Origin of the sequence: Methylobacterium sp. W2, assembly GCF_020662345.1 — a bacterium.
In the GTDB taxonomy this organism is placed as follows: Bacteria; Pseudomonadota; Alphaproteobacteria; order Rhizobiales; family Beijerinckiaceae; genus Methylobacterium.
Genome location: NZ_VMOA01000006.1, coordinates 130,543 through 151,966 on the forward strand (window position 1 = coordinate 130,543; position 21,424 = coordinate 151,966).

17 protein-coding genes and 1 tRNA gene are annotated in these 21,424 nt (G+C 68.8%); 10 read left to right on the plus strand and 8 right to left on the minus strand.

What is annotated here, in order from left to right:
• Positions 1–4 precede the first annotated feature (4 nt).
• Both FPV16_RS05265 and FPV16_RS05270 read right to left on the minus strand, forming a co-directional pair.
• On the minus strand, positions 5–400 hold the full coding sequence (locus FPV16_RS05265) for a DUF1987 domain-containing protein (protein ID WP_227436705.1): 396 nt from the start codon (positions 398–400) through the stop codon (positions 5–7).
• Between the two features lie 13 nt (positions 401–413).
• Complete coding sequence (locus FPV16_RS05270; protein ID WP_227436707.1) at positions 414–965, minus strand: SiaB family protein kinase; 552 nt, start codon at positions 963–965, stop codon at positions 414–416.
• Positions 966–1,312: 347 nt separating this feature from the next.
• On the opposite strand from FPV16_RS05270, the gene FPV16_RS05275 reads away from it, so the two are divergent.
• The 6 genes from FPV16_RS05275 to FPV16_RS05300 all read left to right on the plus strand — a co-directional run bounded on the left by FPV16_RS05275 (position 1,313) and on the right by FPV16_RS05300 (position 7,331).
• Positions 1,313–2,386 carry an HD-GYP domain-containing protein gene (locus tag FPV16_RS05275; protein WP_227436708.1) on the plus strand — a complete coding sequence of 358 codons (1,074 nt, stop codon included), beginning with the start codon at positions 1,313–1,315 and terminating at the stop codon, positions 2,384–2,386.
• A 300-nt stretch (positions 2,387–2,686) separates the two neighbouring features.
• On the plus strand, positions 2,687–3,310 hold the full coding sequence (gene msuE / locus FPV16_RS05280) for an FMN reductase (protein ID WP_227436710.1): 624 nt from the start codon (positions 2,687–2,689) through the stop codon (positions 3,308–3,310).
• 94 nt (positions 3,311–3,404) lie between these two features.
• Positions 3,405–4,193, plus strand: coding sequence for an aliphatic sulfonate ABC transporter permease SsuC (gene ssuC, locus FPV16_RS05285; protein ID WP_227436711.1), 789 nt, complete (start codon positions 3,405–3,407; stop codon positions 4,191–4,193).
• A 51-nt stretch (positions 4,194–4,244) separates the two neighbouring features.
• On the plus strand, positions 4,245–5,090 hold the full coding sequence (locus FPV16_RS05290) for an ATP-binding cassette domain-containing protein (protein WP_227436714.1): 846 nt from the start codon (positions 4,245–4,247) through the stop codon (positions 5,088–5,090).
• Positions 5,091–5,136: 46 nt separating this feature from the next.
• Positions 5,137–6,300, plus strand: coding sequence for an FMNH2-dependent alkanesulfonate monooxygenase (gene ssuD / locus FPV16_RS05295; RefSeq protein ID WP_227436717.1), 1,164 nt, complete (start codon positions 5,137–5,139; stop codon positions 6,298–6,300).
• Positions 6,301–6,356: 56 nt separating this feature from the next.
• Positions 6,357–7,331 (plus strand): sulfonate ABC transporter substrate-binding protein, encoded by a 975-nt coding sequence (locus tag FPV16_RS05300; protein ID WP_227436719.1) that lies wholly within the window; start codon positions 6,357–6,359, stop codon positions 7,329–7,331.
• A gap of 7 nt (positions 7,332–7,338) precedes the next feature.
• Here the strand turns inward: FPV16_RS05300 and FPV16_RS05305 are convergent, their stop codons facing one another.
• The gene (locus tag FPV16_RS05305) at positions 7,339–8,055 is read right to left on the minus strand and encodes a hypothetical protein (RefSeq protein ID WP_227436721.1); all 717 of its coding nucleotides are present in this window, start codon (positions 8,053–8,055) and stop codon (positions 7,339–7,341) included.
• Positions 8,056–8,366: 311 nt separating this feature from the next.
• Here FPV16_RS05305 and FPV16_RS05310 point away from each other — a divergent pair, with 311 nt between their 5' ends.
• A complete protein-coding gene (locus FPV16_RS05310) occupies positions 8,367–9,077 on the plus strand; it encodes a L,D-transpeptidase family protein (protein ID WP_227436723.1) in 711 nt (236 codons plus the stop codon).
• Between the two features lie 17 nt (positions 9,078–9,094).
• Here the strand turns inward: FPV16_RS05310 and pbpC are convergent, their stop codons facing one another.
• Positions 9,095–11,365 carry a penicillin-binding protein 1C gene (gene pbpC, locus FPV16_RS05315; protein WP_227436725.1) on the minus strand — a complete coding sequence of 757 codons (2,271 nt, stop codon included), beginning with the start codon at positions 11,363–11,365 and terminating at the stop codon, positions 9,095–9,097.
• A 1-nt stretch (position 11,366) separates the two neighbouring features.
• Positions 11,367–16,727, minus strand: a complete 5,361-nt coding sequence (locus FPV16_RS05320) for an alpha-2-macroglobulin family protein (protein WP_227436726.1) — start codon at positions 16,725–16,727, stop codon at positions 11,367–11,369.
• 171 nt (positions 16,728–16,898) lie between these two features.
• Between FPV16_RS05320 and FPV16_RS05325 the strand changes: the two genes are divergently transcribed.
• Complete coding sequence (locus tag FPV16_RS05325; RefSeq protein ID WP_227436729.1) at positions 16,899–18,338, plus strand: serine protease; 1,440 nt, start codon at positions 16,899–16,901, stop codon at positions 18,336–18,338.
• Positions 18,339–18,425: 87 nt separating this feature from the next.
• Here FPV16_RS05325 and FPV16_RS05330 read toward each other — a convergent pair whose 3' ends face one another.
• Positions 18,426–18,581 carry a hypothetical protein gene (locus FPV16_RS05330; RefSeq protein ID WP_018046049.1) on the minus strand — a complete coding sequence of 52 codons (156 nt, stop codon included), beginning with the start codon at positions 18,579–18,581 and terminating at the stop codon, positions 18,426–18,428.
• Between the two features lie 133 nt (positions 18,582–18,714).
• Positions 18,715–19,764, minus strand: a complete 1,050-nt coding sequence (locus tag FPV16_RS05335) for a cysteine synthase A (RefSeq protein ID WP_227436731.1) — start codon at positions 19,762–19,764, stop codon at positions 18,715–18,717.
• 189 nt (positions 19,765–19,953) lie between these two features.
• On the opposite strand from FPV16_RS05335, the gene FPV16_RS05340 reads away from it, so the two are divergent.
• Together FPV16_RS05340 and FPV16_RS05345 are read left to right on the plus strand one after the other, a co-directional pair.
• Positions 19,954–20,030 (plus strand) — tRNA-Arg (locus tag FPV16_RS05340).
• A 567-nt stretch (positions 20,031–20,597) separates the two neighbouring features.
• The gene (locus tag FPV16_RS05345) at positions 20,598–20,954 is read left to right on the plus strand and encodes a hypothetical protein (protein WP_227436733.1); all 357 of its coding nucleotides are present in this window, start codon (positions 20,598–20,600) and stop codon (positions 20,952–20,954) included.
• Between the two features lie 69 nt (positions 20,955–21,023).
• Here FPV16_RS05345 and FPV16_RS05350 read toward each other — a convergent pair whose 3' ends face one another.
• Positions 21,024–21,233 (minus strand): hypothetical protein, encoded by a 210-nt coding sequence (locus tag FPV16_RS05350; RefSeq protein ID WP_227436735.1) that lies wholly within the window; start codon positions 21,231–21,233, stop codon positions 21,024–21,026.
• Between the last annotated feature and the right edge of the window lie 191 nt (positions 21,234–21,424).

The following is a 21,424-nucleotide window of genomic DNA, read 5'->3' on the forward strand; positions in this document are numbered from 1 at the left end:
CGCGTCAGTCCCCCGTCTGCGAGGTCTCGACGAGATCGAAGCGTGCGTGGGAGAAGTCCGAAGCAAAATCCTCCCCGGCCTCGGCGATGGTCTCGTCTCCTTCGGCATGGAGCCAGCGGATGGTCACGCGACGACCGTCCCCGGCGGCGTCTTCGAGGCGCATGAACAGGTTCATCAGGGCCTTGGCGCTCGAAGAGTTGAAATAGACGAGGGCGACTTCGAACACGATCGGATCGGAGCCCGACGCAGCGAGGTGGGTCCGCAAGGATTGAAGCAGCGGGCCGAAGAAGGCCGCGGCATCCTCTGGATACGATTCGCCGCTCAGCCTGAAACGGCCGGCGGTGAAGTCGAAATCCACTTCGGGGGATCGGGGGGTCGCTGGGATCTGAATCCGGTCCATCGCTGGGGCGCCGTCAGATATAGGCTTTGAGGCAGAACAGACTGCGCTCGCCGCCGAGGTCGTGAAATTCGAACTCGACGGGAGCACTCGACCGGCGGGCGATCTCGATCAAGCCGATGCTCCCTCCGAGGCTGCCCTCGTCGGGGATCTGGCGCAGCTTCTCGCGGTAGAAACGCTTGAGTTCTTCGCTGGACATGCCGGCAATGTGGTCCAATCGCTCGTGCAGAATGGCAGCATCGGCCTTCGGGACCTCGTTGCCGCAAACGACGAAGAAGCGTGCGTTCTCGACACCGACCACGATCATTCCCGCACTGATCATGCCGCAGGACGCCTTGGCCCCGGGAAGCTTGTCGGCGGAATAGCGAATTATGTTCTGGGCCTGCTCGACGAAGATCGAGAAGACCCGCTTGGCGATGGTCGCGTCCGTCTCACCCTGGATCATCCGAAGCTTGAGGACTTCGCCGAGGGAAAACAGGACGTTCTCCGAGATGTCGCCGCCGAACGAAAGGATGATACCGTTACGCTTCGACGTCTCGAAGAAGGATTTGAAGTCCCGCGCGAGCAAAGCATCCTCCTCCCGATGGCGGAAGGTGCCGCGCGGTGAGCGCCCGCCTTCACTGCACGCCAGCACTAAACCCAAAGGCCTCTACAGACAGTTACCGCCTCGGAATCTGGCGGAGTGCGAGCAAATTCCGTTCCATCCGGTTAACCAGGGCGCCAGGATTGGACGAGGCCGCGCCATGGTTCCGGCATGAGAACTATCTCAGTCCACGGTCTCAATGATAGACCGGACCGGGTCGAGTTCGTTCTGCGAAAAGAAACAATTTATAGGGATTTGTTTCTGTAAACCTCGTGAGCGCGCCTGTGTTTGGGCACGAACCCAGACCTTGCCGGTCTGAAGCGGATCGGATCGTGACACAAGACAAGTCCGTTCTCATCGTATCGGATCGACCGGACCGGGTGAGACTGTTGGCGCGCGCCATCACCACCATCCTGCCTTGCCGCAGCGTTCTCGGGGACCAGTCGGTTCCCGCCATCCTCCCTGTCGTCGCCATCATCGATCTGGATCCCCGTGACGGCGTGGCGGCGGCCTGGGTGGTCCGTTTCCTCACCGTGCGCGTGCCCTGCCTCGTCCTGACTGATGCGCCCGCCCACATTCAGGACAAGGCGAATCCGGCCCTGCGCGTGGCAGCGGCAGACACCCCGCGCCCGACCATTCTCTCCCTCCTGTTCAGCCTCATCGATGCCGGCCAGAAGCTGCGCACGCGTCACGACGCCGATACCGCTGCGTTGGAAGCCAGGGCACACCGCGCCTGTTCCGTGGTCGCGGGCCTGTTCCATGCGGCGCAAACCGATCAGCCTGTCTCCTCCGACGAGGCGGATGCCGGGACTGACGTCATCCTGGAGGCCGTCTCGGAGGGTGGCATTCGCGCCTGGCTCGACGTGATCGGACGCTACGACGAGTTGCTCTACCAGCACTCCCTCAGCGTCGCCGGCTTTGCCGCGGCCTTCGGCTTCCACCTCAAGATTCCCCGGGCGGACCGGAAGCGTCTCGCCAAGGCCGCGTTGCTGCACGATATTGGCAAGTCCAAGATCCCCCTCTCCATCCTCAACAAGCCTGGCGCGCTGACCTCGAACGAGATGGCGATCATGCGCACGCATGCCGCCTCCGGTGCCGACATGCTCGCCAGGCAGGAGGGGTTCGACGCCTCCATGCTCGACGTGGTCCGGCATCATCACGAGATGCTCGACGGCAGCGGCTACCCGGCCGGCCTTTCCGGTGATGCGATCCCGGATCTCGTCCGCCTCGTGACGATCTGCGACATCCACTCAGCCCTCACCGAGCGGCGGGCCTATCGCAAGCCGCTCCCGCATGCCGAGGCCCATGCGATCATGCTCGGCATGACGGGCAAGCTCGACATGCCGCTCGTGCGGGCCTTCCAGCCCATCGTCCTGCAATCGAGCCATGGCGACGCACTGGTCTAGCCGCTCGGGGCGTTCGGTTTACCGAACCTTGTCCGCTTCGCATGGAGGGTTCTTCCAGGTTGGCCCTGTCGATCGACCGCTTTTCTGCATGAAATTGCCAAGTCGAAAGTTTCATCTCCTACGGCGACGTCTTGCCGAAGACCAATCTCCCACGGCTCGTTCTTTTAAAAGCACGTTTCGTTGACCCGGATCGCCGCTGCCATCACATTTCGGTAACGGTGCCGAGGGGCATCCATGACTGGACGCCTCGTTCGGATCAAAGCCCCCGGCGCATTCCCGTACCCGATCGGTAGGCGCTCGATGTCTCTTCAAGGCAGCTCTTTTCCAGGTGTGCTTCCGCGCATCGTCGGCTTCAGCGCCAACCTGCAGCGTCCCTCCAAGACGCGGGCGCTCGTCGAAGCGGTGGCCGAGGCCGCTGGCGCGCGGCTGCGCGCAGACATCCGCCTGTTCGATGTGGTCGATGCCGGGACCGGCCTCGGTGCCGCTTGGTCGCGCGATCAGCTCTCGCTGCCGGCCCGGCGCATCCTGGAGGCGATCGAGAACGCGGACGCGCTCATCGTCGGAACGCCCGTCTACAAGGGCGCCTATACTGGTCTGTTCAAGCATCTGTTCGATTTCGTCGATCCGGCGGCACTGGCGGGCAAGCCCGTTGTGCTCTCGGCCACGGGCGGGGGGGCGCGTCACGCCCTCGTGGTCGAGCATTCCCTGCGGCCCCTGTTCGGCTTCTTCAGCGCGCAGACCGTCCCGACCTCGGTCTATGGCAGCGACGCGGATTTCTCCGACGGTGTCCTCATCGACGACGGCGTGCGGGCGCGGGTGTCCGACGCGGCGAGCCAGCTCGCGGCACTGCTCGGGGCGCGGGCGAAGCCGTCCGCTTCCCACGACACGGCGCAGGCCGCCGCCTTCGCCGCCCCCAATCGATAGCCCGCTCGGCCGACCGGATCGACCGTCCCGGCTGCATCCGGGCGATGCCCCCGTCGGCGCCCATCTCAAGGCCTACGTCAACAAGGGCTGGACCATGTCACGGCAGAAGACCCTCGGTTCCGACATCCTCGGCCGCCTGACACCCTGGCTCGTGCCGGTGGCGATCATCGCCGGCTGGCAGGCCGCGGCCTCCACCGGCCTCGTTTCCACACGCTTCATGCCCGCCCCCTCGGACGTGATCGCCGCCGGCTGGCAGGCGAGCCGGACCGGTGAACTCTGGAGCAATCTCTGGATCAGCTTCCTGCGCGCGGCCGTCGGTTTCCTCATCGGCGGCAGCATCGGCTTCGCCCTCGGCCTCGCCAACGGCCTGTCGCAGCTCTCCGAGAAGCTCACCGACACGACCCTGCAGATGGTGCGCAACATCCCGCACCTGTCGCTGATCCCCCTGGTGATCCTGTGGTTCGGCATCGACGAAGAGGCCAAGCTCTTCCTCGTGGCCATCGGCGTGTTCTTCCCGATCTACGCCAACACCCTGCACGGCATCCGCTCGGTGGATCCGCAACTGGTGGAGATGGGCCGGGTCTACGGAATGTCGCCCACCACCCTGTTCCTGCGGGTGGTCCTGCCCGGCGCGCTGCCCTCGATCTTCGTCGGCCTGCGCTACGCGCTCGGCATCATGTGGCTCACGCTCATCGTCGCCGAGACGATCTCGGCCTCGTCCGGCCTCGGCTACATGGCGATGCAGGCGCGTGAGTTCATGCTGGTGGACGTGGTGGTGCTGGCCATCGTCATCTACGCCCTCCTCGGCAAGATCGCCGATACCCTGACCCGGCTGCTGGAGCGTTCGTTCCTCGCCTGGAACCCGGCCTACCGGAACATCTGAGGGGCATCGCGACATGCCCCCGTTCTTCGATCAACCCCACGGACGACGTCCATGACCACCTCCACCCTGCTGCGCGCGCCCGACGCCGCTCTCGCGCCGCCCCGCGAGGTTCCCGTCGCTTCCCAGGCACGCCAGACTGTGCGCCCCGCGCCGGCCACAGGCACGGGGGTCGCCGTCACCCTGCGCGGACTGGCAAAATCCTTCGACGGCCATCAGGTGATCGAGGGGCTCGACCTGCATATCCCGGCGGGCCAGTTCGTGGCCATCGTCGGCCGCTCGGGCTGCGGCAAGAGCACCCTGCTGCGCCTGATCCTCGGGCTCGACCAGCCGAGCGCCGGGCGGATCGACCTGGAGAACCAGGGTGCACGCTCGGCCACCAGGCGCATCATGTTCCAGGAGCCGCGCCTGCTGCCCTGGGCCAGGGTCGTCGATAACGTCGCCGTGGGCCTCGGCGGGGCCGGGCGGCGCCAGGAACGGCGCGAGCGGGCGGCGGCGGTGCTGGCCGAGGTCGGCCTCACCGACAAGGCCAGCAACTGGCCGGCGACCCTCTCCGGCGGCCAGCGCCAGCGCGTCGCCCTGGCGCGCGCCCTCGTCAGCCGACCGGGCCTGCTCGCCCTCGACGAGCCCCTGGGTGCCCTGGACGCCCTGACGCGCATCGACATGCAGGACATGATCGAGCGGATCTGGCGCAACCAGGGCTTCACCGCCATCCTCGTCACCCACGACGTCGCCGAGGCGGCGGCCATGGCCGACCGCATCCTCGTGGTGGAGGAAGGCCGTGTCGCCCTCGACCTGACCGTCGACGTGCCCCGCCCGCGCCGGCGCGGCGACCCCGAACTCGCGCGGCTGGAAGGTCGCATCCTCGACCATCTGCTGAAGGACCGTGCCCCGGCCTGATCCCCGGACGCGCGCGATCCCACCGGCACAACCCCAGGAGCATCCCATGACCGCAGAGACCGACGTCCTCTGGTTCCTTCCCACCCACGGCGACGGCCGCTACCTCGGCGCGCAGGAAGGCGCCCGCGACGTGTCGCTGGCCTATCTCCGTCAGATCGCGCAGGCCGCCGATGAGCTCGGCTATTACGGCGTGCTGCTGCCCACCGGCCGCTCCTGCGAGGATTCCTGGGTCATCGCCTCGGCTCTCGCCGCCCTCACGAAGCGTCTGCGCTTTCTCGTGGCGGTGCGTCCCGGCCTGCAGGAGCCGTCCATGGCCGCGCGCATGGCGGCGACCCTGGACCGGATCTCGGACGGGCGCCTGCTCATCAACGTCGTCACGGGCGGCGACCCGGTGGAGCTGCGCGGTGACGGCGTCTTCCTCGACCATGACGAGCGCTATGTCGTCACCGACGAGTTCCTGCATGTCTGGCGCGGGCTGATGTCCGGCGAGACGGTGAATTACGAAGGCAAGCATCTCAAGGTGGAGGACGGCCGGCTCATCTTCCCGCCGGTCCAGAAGCCCTATCCGCCGCTGTATTTCGGTGGCTCCTCACCGGCCGGCATCGAAGTCGCGGCCGAGCATTGCGAGGTCTACCTGACCTGGGGCGAGCCTCCGGCGGGCGTCGCCGAGAAGATCGCCAAGGCGAAGGAAGCCGCCGACCGCAAGGGCAAGACCTTCTCCTACGGCATCCGCCTCCACGTCATCGTTCGCGAGACCGAGGGCGAGGCCTGGGCCGCGGCCGAGAACCTGATCTCGCGCCTCGACGACGAGACCATCGCGCGGGCGCAGGCGACCCTGAAGCGCCAGGATTCCGTGGGCCAGAGCCGGATGATGGCGCTCCATGGCGGCGACCGCTCGAAGCTCGAAGTCTCGCCCAACCTCTGGGCCGGCGTCGGCCTCGTGCGCGGCGGCGCCGGCACGGCACTCGTCGGCTCGGCCGATCAGGTCGCCGACCGGATGAAGGAATACATCGATCTGGGCATCGACCGCTTCATCCTGTCGGGGTACCCGCATCTGGAAGAGGCCTACCGCTTCGCCGAACTCGTCTTCCCGAAGCTGCCACTCCGCGCCACCACCGGCGTTCCCCCGAGCAACGCCCGCAACAACGGCCCCTTCGGCGAAGTTATCGCCAACGACATCGTCCCAAGCCGCCGCATCGCGGCGCATTGAGGGAGAGGCGGGGCTCTCACCGGACACCTGTTCCAAACGCTGTACGAGGACGTTCCATGCCCCGTTCCACTGCGCGCACCCTCTCCCCGCCCGGGCAGACGACCCTCGCCTTCCTCACCGCCCTGGCGTTCCTGATCCTCGGCACGCTTCTGGCGCGCGCCGAGGACAAGGTGATGCGGGTCGGCTACCAGAAATACGGCACGCTGGTCCTGCTCAAGGGCAAGGGCCTGCTGGAGAAGAAACTAGCGCCCCTTGGCTACCGGGTGACCTGGGCCGAGTTTCCGTCGGGGCCGCCGCTGCTCGAGGCGCTGAATGCCGGCGCCATCGATCTCGGGTCGGCCGGCGAGGCCCCGCCGATCTTCGGGCAGGCCAACAACCCCGATTTCCTCTACGTCGCCCACGAGCCGGCCGCACCGCTCGGCGAGGCGATCCTGGTCGCCAAGGACAGCCCGATCAAGACCATCGCCGACCTGCGCGGCAAGAAGATCGCCCTGAACAAGGGCTCGAACGTCCATTACTTCCTGGTCGAGGCCCTGGCCAAGGCCGGCGTGCCTTACGACGCGATCACGCCGGTCTTCCTGGCGCCCGGCGACGCCGTCGCCGCCTTTTCGCGGGGCGCCGTCGATGCCTGGGTGATCTGGGACCCCTTCCTCGCCTCGGGCGAGCGGGCCACCGGCGCGCGGACCCTCGTCAACGGGACCGACATCGTGCCGAACCGCCAGTTCTATCTGTCGACGCGTAGATTCTCCGACGCCAACAAGGAGGCGCTCGATACCACCCTGGCCGCCATTGGCGAGATCGACGCCTGGGCCAAGGACAATACCGACGCGGTGGCGGCCGAACTGGCTCCCGCCATCGGCATCCCGGCGCCGATCCTCACCGTCGCCCTCAAACGCCTGACCTACGGCGTGACACCGCTGGACGCGGCCGTCGTTGCCGACCAGCAAAAGGTGGCCGACACGTTCCACCGCCTCGGCCTGCTTCCCAAGCCCATCACCATCTCCGACGCCGTGCGGAAATCCGGGAGCTGATGGGACTCTACTGCCCGACCGGCGCCGGCATGAGCCGGCGCAGGACGAGGTGGGTCGTCCCGCACAGGACGAGGGGGATGGCGACGAGAAGGCTCCCGAACCAGGCCCAGGCCGGCATCAGGGTCTGGGCGACGGCGTCGCTCATGCCCCAGACGTAGTTGATGTTCACCGGCACCAGACCGGCATCGGGACGCGGCCCGGGCATCAGGAAGAAGCACACGAGCAGCACCGCGACGGCGAGGCCGGACCACGCCGCCCAGGCGCGCCGGTCGTAGCCGAGGCGCCAGACCAGGTAGACGAGCAGGAACGGCAGCCAGCCGTGGAACAGCGAGAGGCCGCGCAGGAACAGCGGGTTCTCCGCCTTGAACATGTAGGCGGTCATGCCGGTGAGCGGCACGCCCACGAGTTCGGCGAGGAAATCCGCCACCCACAGCACCTGCGGCGCCAGGATACCCACCGTCGGCATGGAGACGAGGAGTGGGCTCTCCCGCCAGACCCCGACCAGGGTGAGCAGCAGGGCGACGTCGCAGAAGTAGAGGAAGTTGGTCGGCCCGTACCAGGCCCAGTAGACGGGCACGAGCACCGCCATGAAGGCCGTATAGGCGAGCTTGAGGGCCAGCGGCAGGCGTTGTGCACTCGCGGGTTGGAGGGAAGAAGCGACATCGGCCAGGGCCGCTTCCGCGACGTCGAGGGGATCGGTCGCCGGGACCATGCTGCCGCTCATGTCCGATCCTCATTCATGTCCGCCGCCCCTCCATCCGTCGAATCACTCGGCCGCGTTGAAGCTTGGCCAAGGCGGAGGACACACGAATTCGCGCGCCTCCGGCGTGACGCGCCGCACGCGCGGATCGCCATTGCGGCAGGAGCGCTCCCCTCCTTCCACGGGGGAAGGGATAAAGAGGGAATGCCGAGCTTGCCAGCCAAGTCGGGGACCGGCTAATTCAGCTTGGCAGTCGGCTCGACGGATGTCTGCCGCAGTGTTGTGCTGTCGGACCGCAGGACATGGCGGTCCACAGGGCAGGAAAGTCCGGAATCATGACGATGGATACTGGGAAGGCCGCTGCCGGCGGGATGGACGAGAGTGCCCGGCTCGGGTGGTGTGCGGGGCGTCTCAGCCGCCGGTCGTTCCTGGCCGGTTCGGCCGCCGGGTTCGGCGCGCTGGGGCTCGCCGGTTGCGCGACGACCGACGGCCTGATCCTCGCCGAGGCAGCGAAGATCTACGGGCCGATGCCGGACGAGAAATTCCCGATCCCGGCCACCGACATCAGGAAGGTCGATCCAAAGTATTATCGCCGGACGGTGCGCTACGAGACCAGGGAAGCGCCGGGCACGATCATCGTCGATCCCGGCAACTTCTATGTCTACCGCATCGAGGAGGACGGGGCCGCCACCCGCTACGGCGCCAATGTCGGCCGCGCCGGGTTCTTGTGGAGTGGTGACGCCTATGTCGGTCGCAAGTCCGAATGGGCGACCTGGACTCCGCCCAAGGAGATGATCCGGCGCCAGCCCGAGGTGGCCCAATACGCCCGTGGCATGCCGGGCGGCCTCGACAACCCTCTTGGTGCCCGCACCCTCCATCTCTACCAGAACGGCGCCTATACGCTCTACACGATCTACGCCAGCAGCGAGCCCGACTCGATCGGCTCGGGCATCACGAGCGGCTGTGTCGGCCTGCTCAGCCAGGACATGATCCACCTGTATTCGCGGACGCCGGTGAAGACGAAGGTGGTCGTCCTGCCCGCATAGGAATAAGGGCCGGCCTCTCACTCCAGCCTGACTACCACGCTGTCGCTGGCCCCTGACGCGTCCATCACCGAGATCCTGGCGAAGCCCGCCCCGTCCGGTGCCCATTCCGACTGGCGCCGGGCGCTCTCGGCCACCGGCAGGCTGTTGACCATCCAGGTGAGAGGCGGCACGCCGCCCAGCGCCTTGAGAGCAAGGCTCGGCACGGGGCCGGGCTCGGCGAGGCCGAGATCGATCCGGGCGCCATCCGGCGGGTAGGCGATCTTGAGGGCCGAGCCAAGGGCCGCCGACAGGGTCTTGGGCACGTCCCTGCGGATGTGGCGCAGGGGCGGCGGCAGGCCCGCGGTGGTGGTCACCAGGGCGTCGCGGGGCATCGGCACGGAATCGGGCTCGCCGCCGAAGCGCGAGAAGGCGTCGAACAGGATCGGCGCGGCGACCACGCGGCCGACGAGACCCGGCACGGCGTTGCCGTCCGGCCGCCCGACCCAGACCGCGATGGTGACGCGCCGGTCGAACCCCACCGCCAGGGCATCGCGATAGCCGTAGGACGTGCCGGTCTTGAACGCGATCCGGTTCGGCAGCGCATTCTCGGGGGGCGGCGCCCCGCGCAGGGTATCGGCGACATACCACGCCGCCACCGGCTCGGTGACGCGCAGGTCGGGCGGGGGCGGGGCGGCCGGCCCGTCGAGGCGGCGGATCAGGTCGGGCACCGAGCCACCCCGGGCAAGGCCGGAGAACAGCCGCGCGAGGTCGGTGAGGGTGATGCCGAGGCCACCCAGAGCCACCGGCAGGCCGGGTGCCGTGTCGCGCGGCAGGTCGATCCGCGCTCCCGCACCGCGCAGGCGGGCGATGAAGCGGGCTGCGCCCACCGCCTCCAGCAGGTCCACCGCCGGCACGTTCAGGGAAAGCTGGAGCGCGCGCCGCGCGGTGACGGTACCCTGGTAGCTGAGATCAAAATTCTCCGGCGCGTAGGAGCCGGCAAAGCGCACCGGCCTGTCGTCGAGGAGGGTCTCGGGATGGGCGATGCCGTTCTCGAAGGCGAGCGCGTAGATGAACGGCTTCAGGGCGGAGCCCGGCGAGCGGATCGCCCCCGTCATGTCGATGGCGCCGGAGCGGCTGGCATCGAGATAGCCGGCGCTCCCGACCTGCGCGATCACCGCGCCGGTGCGGTTGTCGATGGCGAGGATCGCCGCCGAGATGCCCGGCCCCATGGCGGCGGCGCGCTCGGCAGCCAGGCGTTCGAGGCTCGCCTGCAGGCGCCCGTCCAGGGCGAAGCGCTGGACCCGCGCGGCGGGATCGGAGGCGACGGCCGCCTCCGCCGCATGGGCCGCCAGCATGGGGAAGGGTTTTCGCTGGTCCGGCACCGGTTCGGCCTTGGCGGCCTTCGCCTCGGCGGGCGTGATGACCCCGCGCGCGGCGGCGATGTCGAGGACCCGGTCGCGCGCCTGCCGGGCGCGGGCGGGAAAACGATCCGGCCGGCGCGCCTCGGGCGCCTGCGGCAGGCCGACGAGGAGGGCGGATTCGGCGAAGGAGAGCCGGGCCGGCTCGCGCCCGAAATAGGCGAAGCTCGCCGCCCGCAAGCCCTCCACCGGGCCGCCATAGGGAGCGAGGGCGAGATAGAGGTCGAGCACGCCGTCCTTCCCCAACCGGCGTTCCAGCTGGACCGCCCGCACCATCTGCCGGAGCTTGGCGCTGAGCGAGCGCTCGGGGCGCGGCTCCACGAGGCGAGCCACCTGCATCGACAGGGTGGAGCCGCCCGAGACGATTCTGCCGTGCCGGAGCCATTGCCACGCGGCACGCAGGGTTGCGGCGGGGTCGATGCCGGTATGGTCGGCAAAGCGCCGGTCCTCGTAGGCCTTCAGCATGGCGAGCATGCGCGGATCGACGTCCGCCCCCGTCACCGGCAGCCGCCAGCGCCCATCGGCGGTGGCGAAGGGGCGCAGGAGATGGCGGTCCCGGTCGAGGATGACCGTGGAGCGGAGGCTCGCCTGGGTCAGATCGAGGGGCGGCAGGGTCGCGACGAAGCGCCAGAGGGCGAGGGCGGGGAGAACGACGAGGATGAGGAGGGCGATGACGCCTGTGAAAACCCTCCCCCCACGGACCTCGGGCTTGCCCGAGGTCCGCTTGCAAGTGCTCAAGTCGGACAGGCCCGACTTGAGGTGGGGGAGGGTTCTCGCGGAGCAGGCGGGAGAGGGGGCGACCTCTCCGGACCTGTCGGTCCCCTCTCCCGACCCACTTCGTGGGCCACCCTCCCCCGCAGCGGGGGGAGGGAAAGGGGGCGCGGCACCCATCCTACTTCGCGCTCACCTCGACCGAGCCGAAGGCGGTGCGGCCGAAGCGTTCGGGGCGGTACATGTCCTCGATGGTGGCGCCGGGATGGACGTAGGTGCCAGGCGAGACCGCCCGCACGGTATAGGCCACGGTGAAAAAGGCGGATTGCTCGGGGTTGCGCTCGTAGGCCGCCACGAAACGGTCGTCGCGGAACTCGGTGCTCACCGGCTGCACGTCCGACTTGGCGAAGGCGAGGCCCGCCAGGGCATCGGAATCGAGGAGCTTCGGGTTGTCGATCTCGAGGCCGGCGGGCAGGCGGTCCACCAGCAGGAGGCGACCGGCACTGGCCTTGGACTCGGTCACCTTGAGTACGACCACGAGGCGGTCGTTCTGGCGAACTCCTTGGGCGAGATCCACCACCGTGCCGTCGAGACGGTGATAGCTCCGCTCGATGGCATAGCCGCGCGATTCCACCGGCTCCGGGGCGATGGGATTGCCCGACACACTCACCACCGTCTGGGCGGCGCCCTTTCCGTCATTGGTGATGGTGACGGTCCTCCCATCGAGGGCGGGCGCGCGGTAGAGCCGCGAGACCGGGCCGGATTGCCGCACGCCGTCGACGCTGAAGCTCAACGCTTCCGCGTCCTTGCCGAGGCCCTCGGCGGCGAGCACCATCCAGGCATTCTCCTGGGTGCTGGTGAGGCGTCCGCTGGCCCGCTCCTGTGTGATGACCTGACCCAGCGGCCGGATGGTCTCGCGGGCGAGACCGGTCTCGGCGGCGAGGGCGAGAAGGCCGGCCCCGTCGCGCAGGCGCGAGCCGTAATCGGCCCGATAGGTCGAGGTGTCCCGCGTGGATCCGAGCGCCGTCACCGCCGACTCGAAGGCCTTGGTCGCGCGGCCCCGGTCGCCGAGGAGGGCGAGGGCGGCCGCGATCTGGCCGCGTCCGAGGGGGGTCGCGAACTCACCGAGCTTGGTGTCGGCCAGGTAGCGCAGGTCGCCCATCACCGGCCGTCCGTTGCGGGCCAGCACGTAGGCGGCGTAGGCGATGTCCATGCCGCCGTCCCGCACCTCCGTGGTATTGGCCACGGTGTTGCGCAGGCGGTCGAGGGCGTTGGCGAAGGCGGTCTGCCGCACCGCGAATCCGCGTTCGCGGGCGCGGGTCAGGAAGTCGGTGACGTAGGCGTTGAGCCAGACGTCGCTCGACCCGCCGACGCTCCACAGGCCGAAATCGCCCGACGCGTCCTGGCGCGAGAGCACGCGGTCGATGGCCTCGCGCACCCGCTCGTCCACCTTGTCGTCGATGCCGAGTTTGTCGAGGGAGGCGAGCTTGTTGACGTAGAGGAGCGGCATCGCCCGGCTCACGGTTTGTTCCGAGCAGCCATAGGGGTAGCGGTCCAGCGCCTGGAGCAAAGCGGGGACGTCGAGGGCGGCGAGCGACGAGGCCGTCACCGAGACCGAGCCGGTGCCGGGGAGGATGTCGGCGAGGAGGTCGCCCGTCACCTGCAGGCTGGCGCCGGGTTCGAGGGAACTGATCGAGCGGCGGACCAGGGCGCCGGTGCCGGGGCCGATGTTCAGCGAGAAGCTCTGGCCGACGTTGCCGGTGATGCCGGGGCCGGAGAGGTTCACATCGAGCCGCGACAGGCCGGGGCCGGCGGCGGTGATCGGAATCACCAGGGAGCCCTTGGCGCCGGCCTCCAGCTTCATGGTGCTGTGAACCGCGCCGGCCGAGACCAGGACCGGGCCGGTGAGGTCGAGATCCACGGTGTAGTCGCCGGCTTGGCCCTCGACATTGTCGATGGCGATGAAGAAGCGCGAGCGGTCGCCGACGTTGAGGAAGCGCGGCAGGGTGCCGGTGAGCACGACGGGATCGCGGATGATCACATCGGCCTGGGCCGAGCCGACCTTGGTCCTGCTCCAGGCGGTCACCATCACCCGGCCGGTGCCGTTGAAGGCGGGCAGGGGAAAGTCGACGCTCGCCTTGCCGTCGGGGCCGACGACGACCACGCCGGAATAGAGCGCCAGCGGCGCCTGGGTCGGGGGCGAATCGGAGAGTTCCGCCGCGCCGCCGTCACCGCCCGAGCGGATCGCGCCGAGGGTCCCCTGCATGCCGTCGATCAGGTATCCGTAGAGGTCTCGGATCTCCGGTCCCAGCGCCTTCTGGCCGAAGAAGTAGCCGAAGGGATTGGGCGATTCGTAGCGGGTCAGGTTGAGGATGCCGACATCGACCAGGGCCACGCTCACCCGCGCCTCCTCGCCGGAGGCGAGGCCGGCGAGCTGGATCGGCAGGGTCAGGGTCTCGCGGGGCCGCGTGGTCGCGGGCGCCCCAACGGTCACGGCGAGGCTGCGCTTGTCGGTATCCACCGAGAACCAGGCAAGGCCCAGCGCCCGGCCCGGCAGGCGCTTGGCCGCCTGATCGAGGGGCCGGTAGGCGGTGGCGACGAGATAGGCGCCCGACCCCCATTCCGCCTTCACGGGGATGTCCACCGTGGCGCCGCCCTCCGGCACCGTGACGTCGAGGATGTCGTGCACCTTGTCGCTCACCACGGCGAGGGTGGCCGTGCCCTTGAAGCGCGGCTGGAGGCGCGCCCGCAGGGTCTCGCCGGCGGCATAGCTCGGCTTGTCGAGCTTGAGGTCGAGGAGACCGGGCACGTCCGCGGTCTCGGAGCCGCCCCAGCCCACGGTGAAGGTGACGCTGACCGTGGCCTCGGGCCTTCCGGCGACCAGGGCTTCGAGGCGGTAGGTGCCGAAGCCGACGGTGGAATTCACCCGGCCCGGCGCATCTGCGGCGAGATCGAGCCGTCCGTCGGCGATGCGCCGCGTCGAGGTCACCGGCTCGAACGACCAGCGCCCGCCTTCGCGGTACCATTGGTAGTTGCGGTCGACCTTGGACAGGGTCCAGGCGACGCCGTTCTGCGGGATTTTCCGTCCGTCGGGGCTCGCCATGACCACGTCGAACGTGGCGACACCGCCTTCGGTAAGGTCGCCTAAAAAATTCTTGCGGATGGCGAGGACGGGGCCGGAGGGCAGGATCGGCAGGGTGAGGCTGCGGCTCAGCGCCCGCCCGCCCGGCTCGCCGACCTGGAGCGTGATCTTCGCTTCGGTGGGGCGTGGAGCGCTGAGCGCCTGGACCGGCACGGTCAAGGTCGCCGCCCCCTTGGCGTCGGTGGTGGCCTTGGCCTCGATCTCGGCCGAGGTCGCCTCCACCTTCTCGTCGTCGAGGCCGATGGAGAACCCGTCGAGCCCCTTGATCCCGCTCGTCGCGGCGGCCTGGACCAGGACCGTGCCCGACACGTCGAGGCCCGAGCCCGGCGCGCCGTAGAGATAGCGCGCGGCGACGTCGATGGTCGCGGGCTCGCCCTTCGTCAGGGTGGGGCTCTTCGGGGTGAGAGTGACCTCCAGGCGCTCGGGTACGTAATCCTCGACGAGGAACGTGGCCTCGCCGACAGGTGGCGCCTTCGCGTCGGTATAGGCGGCGATCCGCCAGGTGCCGTGCATCGCGCCCGGCATCAGGGCGAGGGGCAGGGCGCGGCCGCCGAGGCCGGCATCGGCGATCTGGACGCGGCGATACTCGACCCCGTCCGGCCGCTTCACCACAAGGGTGAGGGGAAGGTTCGGCACGGCGATTCCGGCGGCGTCGCGCAGCAAGGCCGTGACCTGCACGGTCTCGCCGGAGCGGTAGACCCCGCGCTCGGGGAAGACATAGGCCTCCACCGCTCCCGGCTGCGGACGGCCCTTCACGCCGCGATCGGTGAGATCGAAGGCGCTCTGGGAGAAGTCGAGGAAGCCGTAATCGTCGCCGAGCTGCGCCACCACGAGGCCGGGCGCGATGCCGCCCTCGCCCCGCGCGAGGCCTGGATCGAAGGCGACATGGCCCTGGCCGTCGGTCTTCTTGGTGGCCAGCACCTCGTTGTTGCGGGCCACCAGACGGATCTCGGCGCCGGGCACCGTCTTCGCGCTGGCGAGCGAGCGGGCGAAGACGTGGATGCCGTCGCGGCCCTTGAAGGCGGTGAGCCCGAGATCCGAGACGACGAACCATTGCGTCGCCTGGGCCTCGTAGCCGCCATCCTCGTCCGTCGAGGCAGCGACGCCGCTGGCCTGGGCCAGCATGATGTAGATGCCCGGCTCTAGTTTGCCGACCGCCTGCAGCACCGGAAAGGCGGTGACCGCCTCGTGGTTCAGTTCGGCCTTGGCGGTGTCGAGGGTGCCCTTCCAGACGCGGGTACCCTTCTGGTCGGCGATGGTTTTCGCGGTCATGCCGCTGAGCTGGCCGAGAAATTCTTCCGAGCGCAGGGACGGCAGCAGGCCACGGTCGCCGACGCGCAGAACCTCCACGTCGATCTTCGGCGCGTTGACCGAGACCAGGGGCACACCGGCCTGTCCGGTACGCGGCAGGACGTAGTTGCGCCCGGTGAAGCGCACCTGGGGCGAGCGGTCGCGGACGTAGACTTCGTAATCGGCCGATTTCAGCAGGGCCTCGCCCACGGAGGACGGGATGCCCGAGCGCAGCACGAAAGCGTAGCGCTCGCCATGCTTCAGCCCGTCGACGCAGATCTGCTGGCCGCTGCCGGTGACGGCGGCGTTGGCCACGCCCGAGACGGCGACGAAGGGCGTGAAATCGGTCTTCGATGCCAAGCTCTCGGAGAACTGGAAGCAGACCCGCGGGGCGGCGGCATCGGAATCGACCTTGTAGTCGAGGATGCGGAAGCCGTGCTCGGCGCGCAGACTCTCATAGGTCTCGCGCACCGTGGCGTCGTCGGCGAGCGCGAGGCTGGCCCGGTAGGCCTCGAGGGAGGGCCGCCATTCGGATTCATCGGCATAGACCTCGCCGAGCGTCGCCAGGACCTCGGCCTCGGTGGCGGCACCGCGGGCCTTCAGATAAGCCTGATAGGCGGCGGCGCGAGCCTGGCCGCGCAGGGTCCGGCGGTAGGAATAGTCGCCGGTCTGGTCGTCATTACCCACCGTGCTCGCGGCGCGGGCATAGGCGAGCCAGTTCTGCGGGTCGCCTGCATCGGCGGCAACGGCCCCGGCGAGGGGCTTGAGGGCGTCGGCGGGCTTCTCAGCCTCCACCAGGGCCTCACCCTCGGCGCGCAGCTTGGCCGCCGGTTTGGTGAGGCCCGACGTGGCGGAATCCGCCTTTACCGTCGCTTCGAGACGGACCGCGTCACTGGCCAGCGCGTCACGCACGAAAGCCTTGGGGGATGGCGCTGGTTTCGGGGTGGCAATCCGAGCCACCGGACGGTCGGGGGCCTGCGCGAAAGCCGGTGCCGCAATGAGGCCGCCGAGGGCCAAAGTCCCGGCCAACGAGCCGGCGAGAACGCTTCCCGCAACAAAGCTTCTGGCAAGGCGGGCGGTCGCGCGCCCGAGCCCGGTTGATCCCGACATCGCCCACCTCGTCCTCGGCATCCGATCCTCCTCGGGGCCGCGCCGGACCCTACCACCTCGCGCGGCCGCCGCAATGACGCGTTCGCCCTGACGATCCGCTGGAAATCCGGCGATCCCTCTGCCACACCTTCGCAAACAGCATCGCCAAAAGGCCATCGGGGAGCGTGGACCATGACGCAGCGCGCGCGATTCGCAGGGGTTGCGGCGGCTCTGGCCCTCCTCGTCATGCCGGCTCAGGCGCAAGGCCCCGTTCAAACACCCGCCCGTGCGGCACCGGCGGCCGATCCCGCCTTCGAAGCGGCGAAGGCAGCCTTCGAGCCCCTGCCGGAGGCGGACAGGAAGGGCCTGCAGGACGCCCTGGTCTGGACCGGCGACTACAACAGCGTGATCACCGGCACGTTCGGGCGGCGCACCTACGACGCCCTGCTCTCCTACCAGAAGCGTGCCGGCAACCCGGCGCCCGGCTTCCCCGACGCGAGGATGCGGGCGGCGATCCTCGCGGCCGGTGACACGGCCCGGAAGGCGGCGCGTTTCGCCGTGAAGCCCGATCCGGCGAGCGGCGTCGTCATCGGCGTGCCCGAACGGCTGCTCGCCAAGCGCAGCCCTCAGACCGGCGGAACCCGCTGGCAGAGCGGGGATGGCCGCGTCACCCTCGACACGAAGTCCTTCGCCCCGAATGAGACTGATCTCGACGCTTTGTTCGCCCGCGCCACCGCGCCGGCCGCCGACCGCAAGGTGACCTACAAGATCAAGCGGCCGGATTTCCTCGTGGTCACCGGCGAGACGGCAACGGGTAAGTCCTACATCCGCTATGCCGCCGGCGCGGGGGGAATTCGCGGCTTCACCATCGGCTACGACAAGGCCCTCGGGCCGGACATGGACCGTCTGGTCATCGCCATTGCCAACAGCTTCGTGCCGTTCCCGGAAACGGCGAATGCGGCTCCCGCCCAGATGGTGGCCAAACCGGGCGGGACGCTCGACAAGCCCATGCCGCGCCCGGCCGTGAGAGCCCTGCCGGCTCTGGCCGGACCCGCGACGACGACGGGCATCGGCCTCGTCGTCGCTCCGGGGCGTGTCCTGACGAGCTCCTCGGCCCTGGAGGCCTGCGCAGCGCCCCGGATCGGCGACATGGCGGTGCGCATCGTCAAGGTGGATGCGGGACGTGGTCTGGCGCTTCTGGAAGGGTCCGGCGTGACGGGCCGCGTCGCCGCCCTGGCCGCGAGAGGGAGCGCATTGATGCCGGGCGAGGCGCTCGTGGTCCTGGGGGCCGATGCGGGAGGAGGCATCGCCGTCTTATCGGGCGAAGTCTTATCCGGCCAATCCGGCCAGGAGCGGCTCTCGGCGCCGCTCCAACCTGGATCGTCGGGGGCCGTCGTGCTCGACCGGGACGGCGCCCTGGCCGGCCTCGTCGCCCGCTATCCGTCGTCGCCCCGTCTCGTCGCCGGTGTGGCGCCGCCGATGAGCTACCCCCTGGTCGATGGCCGCGTGGTGCTCGCGTTCCTAGCCGAGAACGGCATCTCCCCGGTTGCTGCCGCCGACAGGTCGGGCTCGACGCTCGGCGCGGTCGCCTCAAGGGCGGCCGGCTCGGTGGTCGGCCTCACCTGTCCGTAGGGAATCCGCTCGAGCCTCTCGGGACCGCGGTGACCCGGATGTGTGAACGGCGGGGCGCCGGAACACCCCGCCGGTTCGGACGTGCGATCAGAGACGTCCCGTGACCAGAAGCACGATCAGGATGATGATGAGGATACCGCCCAGACCGAAGCTCTGCCCGCGATAAGCACCGCCACCGAGGAAGTTACCGCCGCCGAGGACGGCGAGGATCAGGATGATGAGCAGGATGGTGGTCAGGGTCATGGGAAAGAAACTCCGGTCACGCCCAACCAACATTGCTTGAGCTTGACCGGTGAAACGTCCATCCGCCGATTCCGTTCAACGCTTGCGCGTTTCAATGATGCAGATTGATGACGGTGTTGCAGGAAAGCCGCTCTCAGGCCCGCCAGTCCGGAAGATCGCTCGCCGTTTCCGTGAGCCAGGCCGGCACCGGCAGCCCGCGCTCGGTGAGGAAGGCCGGGTTGAACAGCTTCGACGCGTAGCGTGCCGCCCCGTCGCAGAGGATCGTCGCGATGGTGTGGCCGGGGCCGAGAACCCGCGCCAGCCGGATCGCACCGGCGACATTGATCCCCGATGATCCACCGAGACTGAGCCCTTCCTCGCGCATCAGGCCGAACACGATGTCCAGGGCCTCCGTGTCGGGGATGCGGAAGGAATGGTCCGGCTGGAACCCTTCGAGATTGGCCGTCACCCGGCCCTGGCCGATCCCTTCGGTGATCGAGGAGCCTTCGGCCTTCAGCGTGCCGGTGGTGTAGTAGGCATGCAGGGCCGATCCCTCGGGGTCGGCGAGCGCGACGGTGATTCCGGGTTTGAGCGCTCGCAACGCCTCAGCGGTGCCGGCGAGGGTGCCGCCCGTCCCGGCCGCGCAGACGAAGCCATCGATCCGCCCCTCCGTCGCTGCGAAGAGCTCGGGGCCGGTCGTCTCCACATGCGCCTGCCGGTTGGCGACGTTGTCGAACTGGTTCGCGAAGAAGGCGCCGGCCGGTTCGGTCGCTGCCAGACGCTCGGCGAGCCGGCGCGCCACATGGACGTAATTGTCCGGGTTGGAGAACGGCACGGCCGGCACCTCGACGAGGCGGGCGCCGGCGAGGCGCAGCGTTTCCTTCTTCTCGGCCGATTGCGTCTCCGGGATGACGATGACCGTGCGGTAGCCGCGGACCGAGGCGACAAGGGCGAGCCCGATGCCGGTATTGCCCGCCGTCCCCTCGACGATGGTGCCGCCCGGCCGGATCGAGCCGCGCCGCTCGGCATCCGCGACGATGGACAGGGCGGCCCGGTCCTTCACCGACAAGCCCGGATTGAGGAACTCGGCCTTGCCGAGGATGGTGCAGCCGGTGAGGTCCGAGGCACGGCGCAGGTGGATCAGCGGCGTTCCGCCGATGGCGGCGAGGACGTCGCCGGAGAGGGAAGCTTTGCGCGTGGTCATGGCGGGTCGGGCGTGTCCTGCGATGGGGAGAGCGACGAGCATGACCGACACGGCGTCCCGCGACCACCCTTCCTCACGCGGATCGCAGAAAGGGACGCCGATCGGTCGAGAAGGGGTTGCCAAGCTGAAAAGGAGATTCTAGACACCCCCACCGACGGCGGAGCGCACAACTCTCCCCCGGTCAGGTCGGCGCCCGTAGCTCAGCTGGATAGAGCACCAGACTACGAATCTGGGGGTCAGAGGTTCGAATCCTTTCGGGCGCGCCATTACTCACGTCAGGTGTCCAGACCTGACTCAAACACCCGGGTGAAGCCGGCGGCCAGGGCCGTCAGGAGCCTGGAAGTTTAAACCGATCCTACAGGTCTTCGGCACTGCCTTTCCAGTCAGATCGCTCGCTGCCGTCAGCCGCGACTCGCGCCTGCCTGACGCGGCAGGCCTGAACCGCTTCTTGCGGTTCTCGAAGGCCTTCGCCCCCGATGATCGATGTGAGCGCCTGCTGAAACACCGATTCCCCACCGGATCTCGGCGTGTCGCTACGCCGGCTCGCATCGGCAGGCCAACGCGTCCACCCTCACTTAAGTCATTGGAATACCGCAGGCTTTCGGCCGCAGGACCGCAGCCGTCCCGGCGAAGCCCGCTGAGGAATGGCCCACGAGATGCGGCCTTCGACAGAGCCGCGCAGGCGGCTGCGCCACGAGGGAAACCCGGCAACGGAGCGGCGTCCTCGACGCGCCCGGCGCTGTGCTCCGTCCACCGGGACAACGAAGCGTCTGGCGCATGTAGGGGGATGGCGGATAATGGGTTAAGCACCTGGTGGGGGAGAAACATTTGCCATGAACGAGAGCCCGGAGCCGTCCTCCACAGCCTCGGACCCCGCCGGCCGGCTGTCCGAGGTGTCACGCCTCGCGAGCCTTCTGGCGGACCGCGTCCTCAGCGCGCAGATCGCCAGCCAACCCATTCCAAAAGCTCACATTCACGCCCTGCTGGACGCGGCCATCATTCTCGAAAAATACGAGGTCAGGCTGCCGCCGCTGCTCGAGCAGATGGTCGAGACCCTGGAAGACGAGGATGCCGGGACGCCGGCCGGGACCGCGACCGAGGAGGCCGCGACCGTGCCGGCCGAGGGTGAAGAGGCCGATGCCAAGCGCCTCGCCTGGTTGTTCCGCCCCTTCCAGGGGACGAAGGGGTGAGCGGAGCCGATGGCACGGACGGCGCGAAGGGCAGCGCAGCGTCATCGCTGAGCGCGGGGTAATCGACAGTCACGCCGCCGTGCGTGCCCCGTAGTAGAACTCGGCGATCTCCTGGATCAGGTCGCGCCTTTGCTCGTCGATGAGGTCCGGGAGGATGTCGTCACCTTCGCCGTCGATGGCCGACAAGAGATGCACGTCCGGGAATACTCCCTCGAACGTGACCAACACCTCCGCCTGAGCGTAGGAATCATGGGGGTCGAGGCAATGATGGCTCATCATCGGGCAAACGGCGCTCAGTGGGGTCCAGAACGAAAGTGCCATACACCCGGCCCGATCCGGGTAAAATATAGCATGATAATGCTTATGGGCTTATCGGAGCGGCACGCCGCCCCAATCTGACCGGCCCTCCCGGAGGGGACCGGCGGCTTGGCCGATACCGCCACGCGCCCCCCGATTCGACCGCCATGCGA

What these genes read in the sequence shown, in the direction of transcription:
- msuE (WP_227436710.1), top strand. Translation starts at nt 2,687, where the DNA reads ATGTCTCTTCAAGGCAGCTCTTTTCCAGGTGTGCTTCCGCGCATCGTC.
- FPV16_RS05345 (WP_227436733.1), top strand. Translation starts at nt 20,598, where the DNA reads ATGAACGAGAGCCCGGAGCCGTCCTCCACAGCCTCGGACCCCGCCGGC.
- FPV16_RS05300 (WP_227436719.1), top strand. Translation starts at nt 6,357, where the DNA reads ATGCCCCGTTCCACTGCGCGCACCCTCTCCCCGCCCGGGCAGACGACC.
- FPV16_RS05310 (WP_227436723.1), top strand. Translation starts at nt 8,367, where the DNA reads ATGACGATGGATACTGGGAAGGCCGCTGCCGGCGGGATGGACGAGAGT.
- pbpC (WP_227436725.1), bottom strand. Translation starts at nt 11,365, where the DNA reads ATGGGTGCCGCGCCCCCTTTCCCTCCCCCCGCTGCGGGGGAGGGTGGC.
- FPV16_RS05305 (WP_227436721.1), bottom strand. Translation starts at nt 8,055, where the DNA reads ATGAGCGGCAGCATGGTCCCGGCGACCGATCCCCTCGACGTCGCGGAA.
- ssuD (WP_227436717.1), top strand. Translation starts at nt 5,137, where the DNA reads ATGACCGCAGAGACCGACGTCCTCTGGTTCCTTCCCACCCACGGCGAC.
- ssuC (WP_227436711.1), top strand. Translation starts at nt 3,405, where the DNA reads ATGTCACGGCAGAAGACCCTCGGTTCCGACATCCTCGGCCGCCTGACA.
- FPV16_RS05265 (WP_227436705.1), bottom strand. Translation starts at nt 400, where the DNA reads ATGGACCGGATTCAGATCCCAGCGACCCCCCGATCCCCCGAAGTGGAT.
- FPV16_RS05330 (WP_018046049.1), bottom strand. Translation starts at nt 18,581, where the DNA reads ATGACCCTGACCACCATCCTGCTCATCATCCTGATCCTCGCCGTCCTC.
- FPV16_RS05335 (WP_227436731.1), bottom strand. Translation starts at nt 19,764, where the DNA reads ATGACCACGCGCAAAGCTTCCCTCTCCGGCGACGTCCTCGCCGCCATC.
- FPV16_RS05290 (WP_227436714.1), top strand. Translation starts at nt 4,245, where the DNA reads ATGACCACCTCCACCCTGCTGCGCGCGCCCGACGCCGCTCTCGCGCCG.
- FPV16_RS05320 (WP_227436726.1), bottom strand. Translation starts at nt 16,727, where the DNA reads ATGTCGGGATCAACCGGGCTCGGGCGCGCGACCGCCCGCCTTGCCAGA.
- FPV16_RS05350 (WP_227436735.1), bottom strand. Translation starts at nt 21,233, where the DNA reads ATGATGAGCCATCATTGCCTCGACCCCCATGATTCCTACGCTCAGGCG.
- FPV16_RS05325 (WP_227436729.1), top strand. Translation starts at nt 16,899, where the DNA reads ATGACGCAGCGCGCGCGATTCGCAGGGGTTGCGGCGGCTCTGGCCCTC.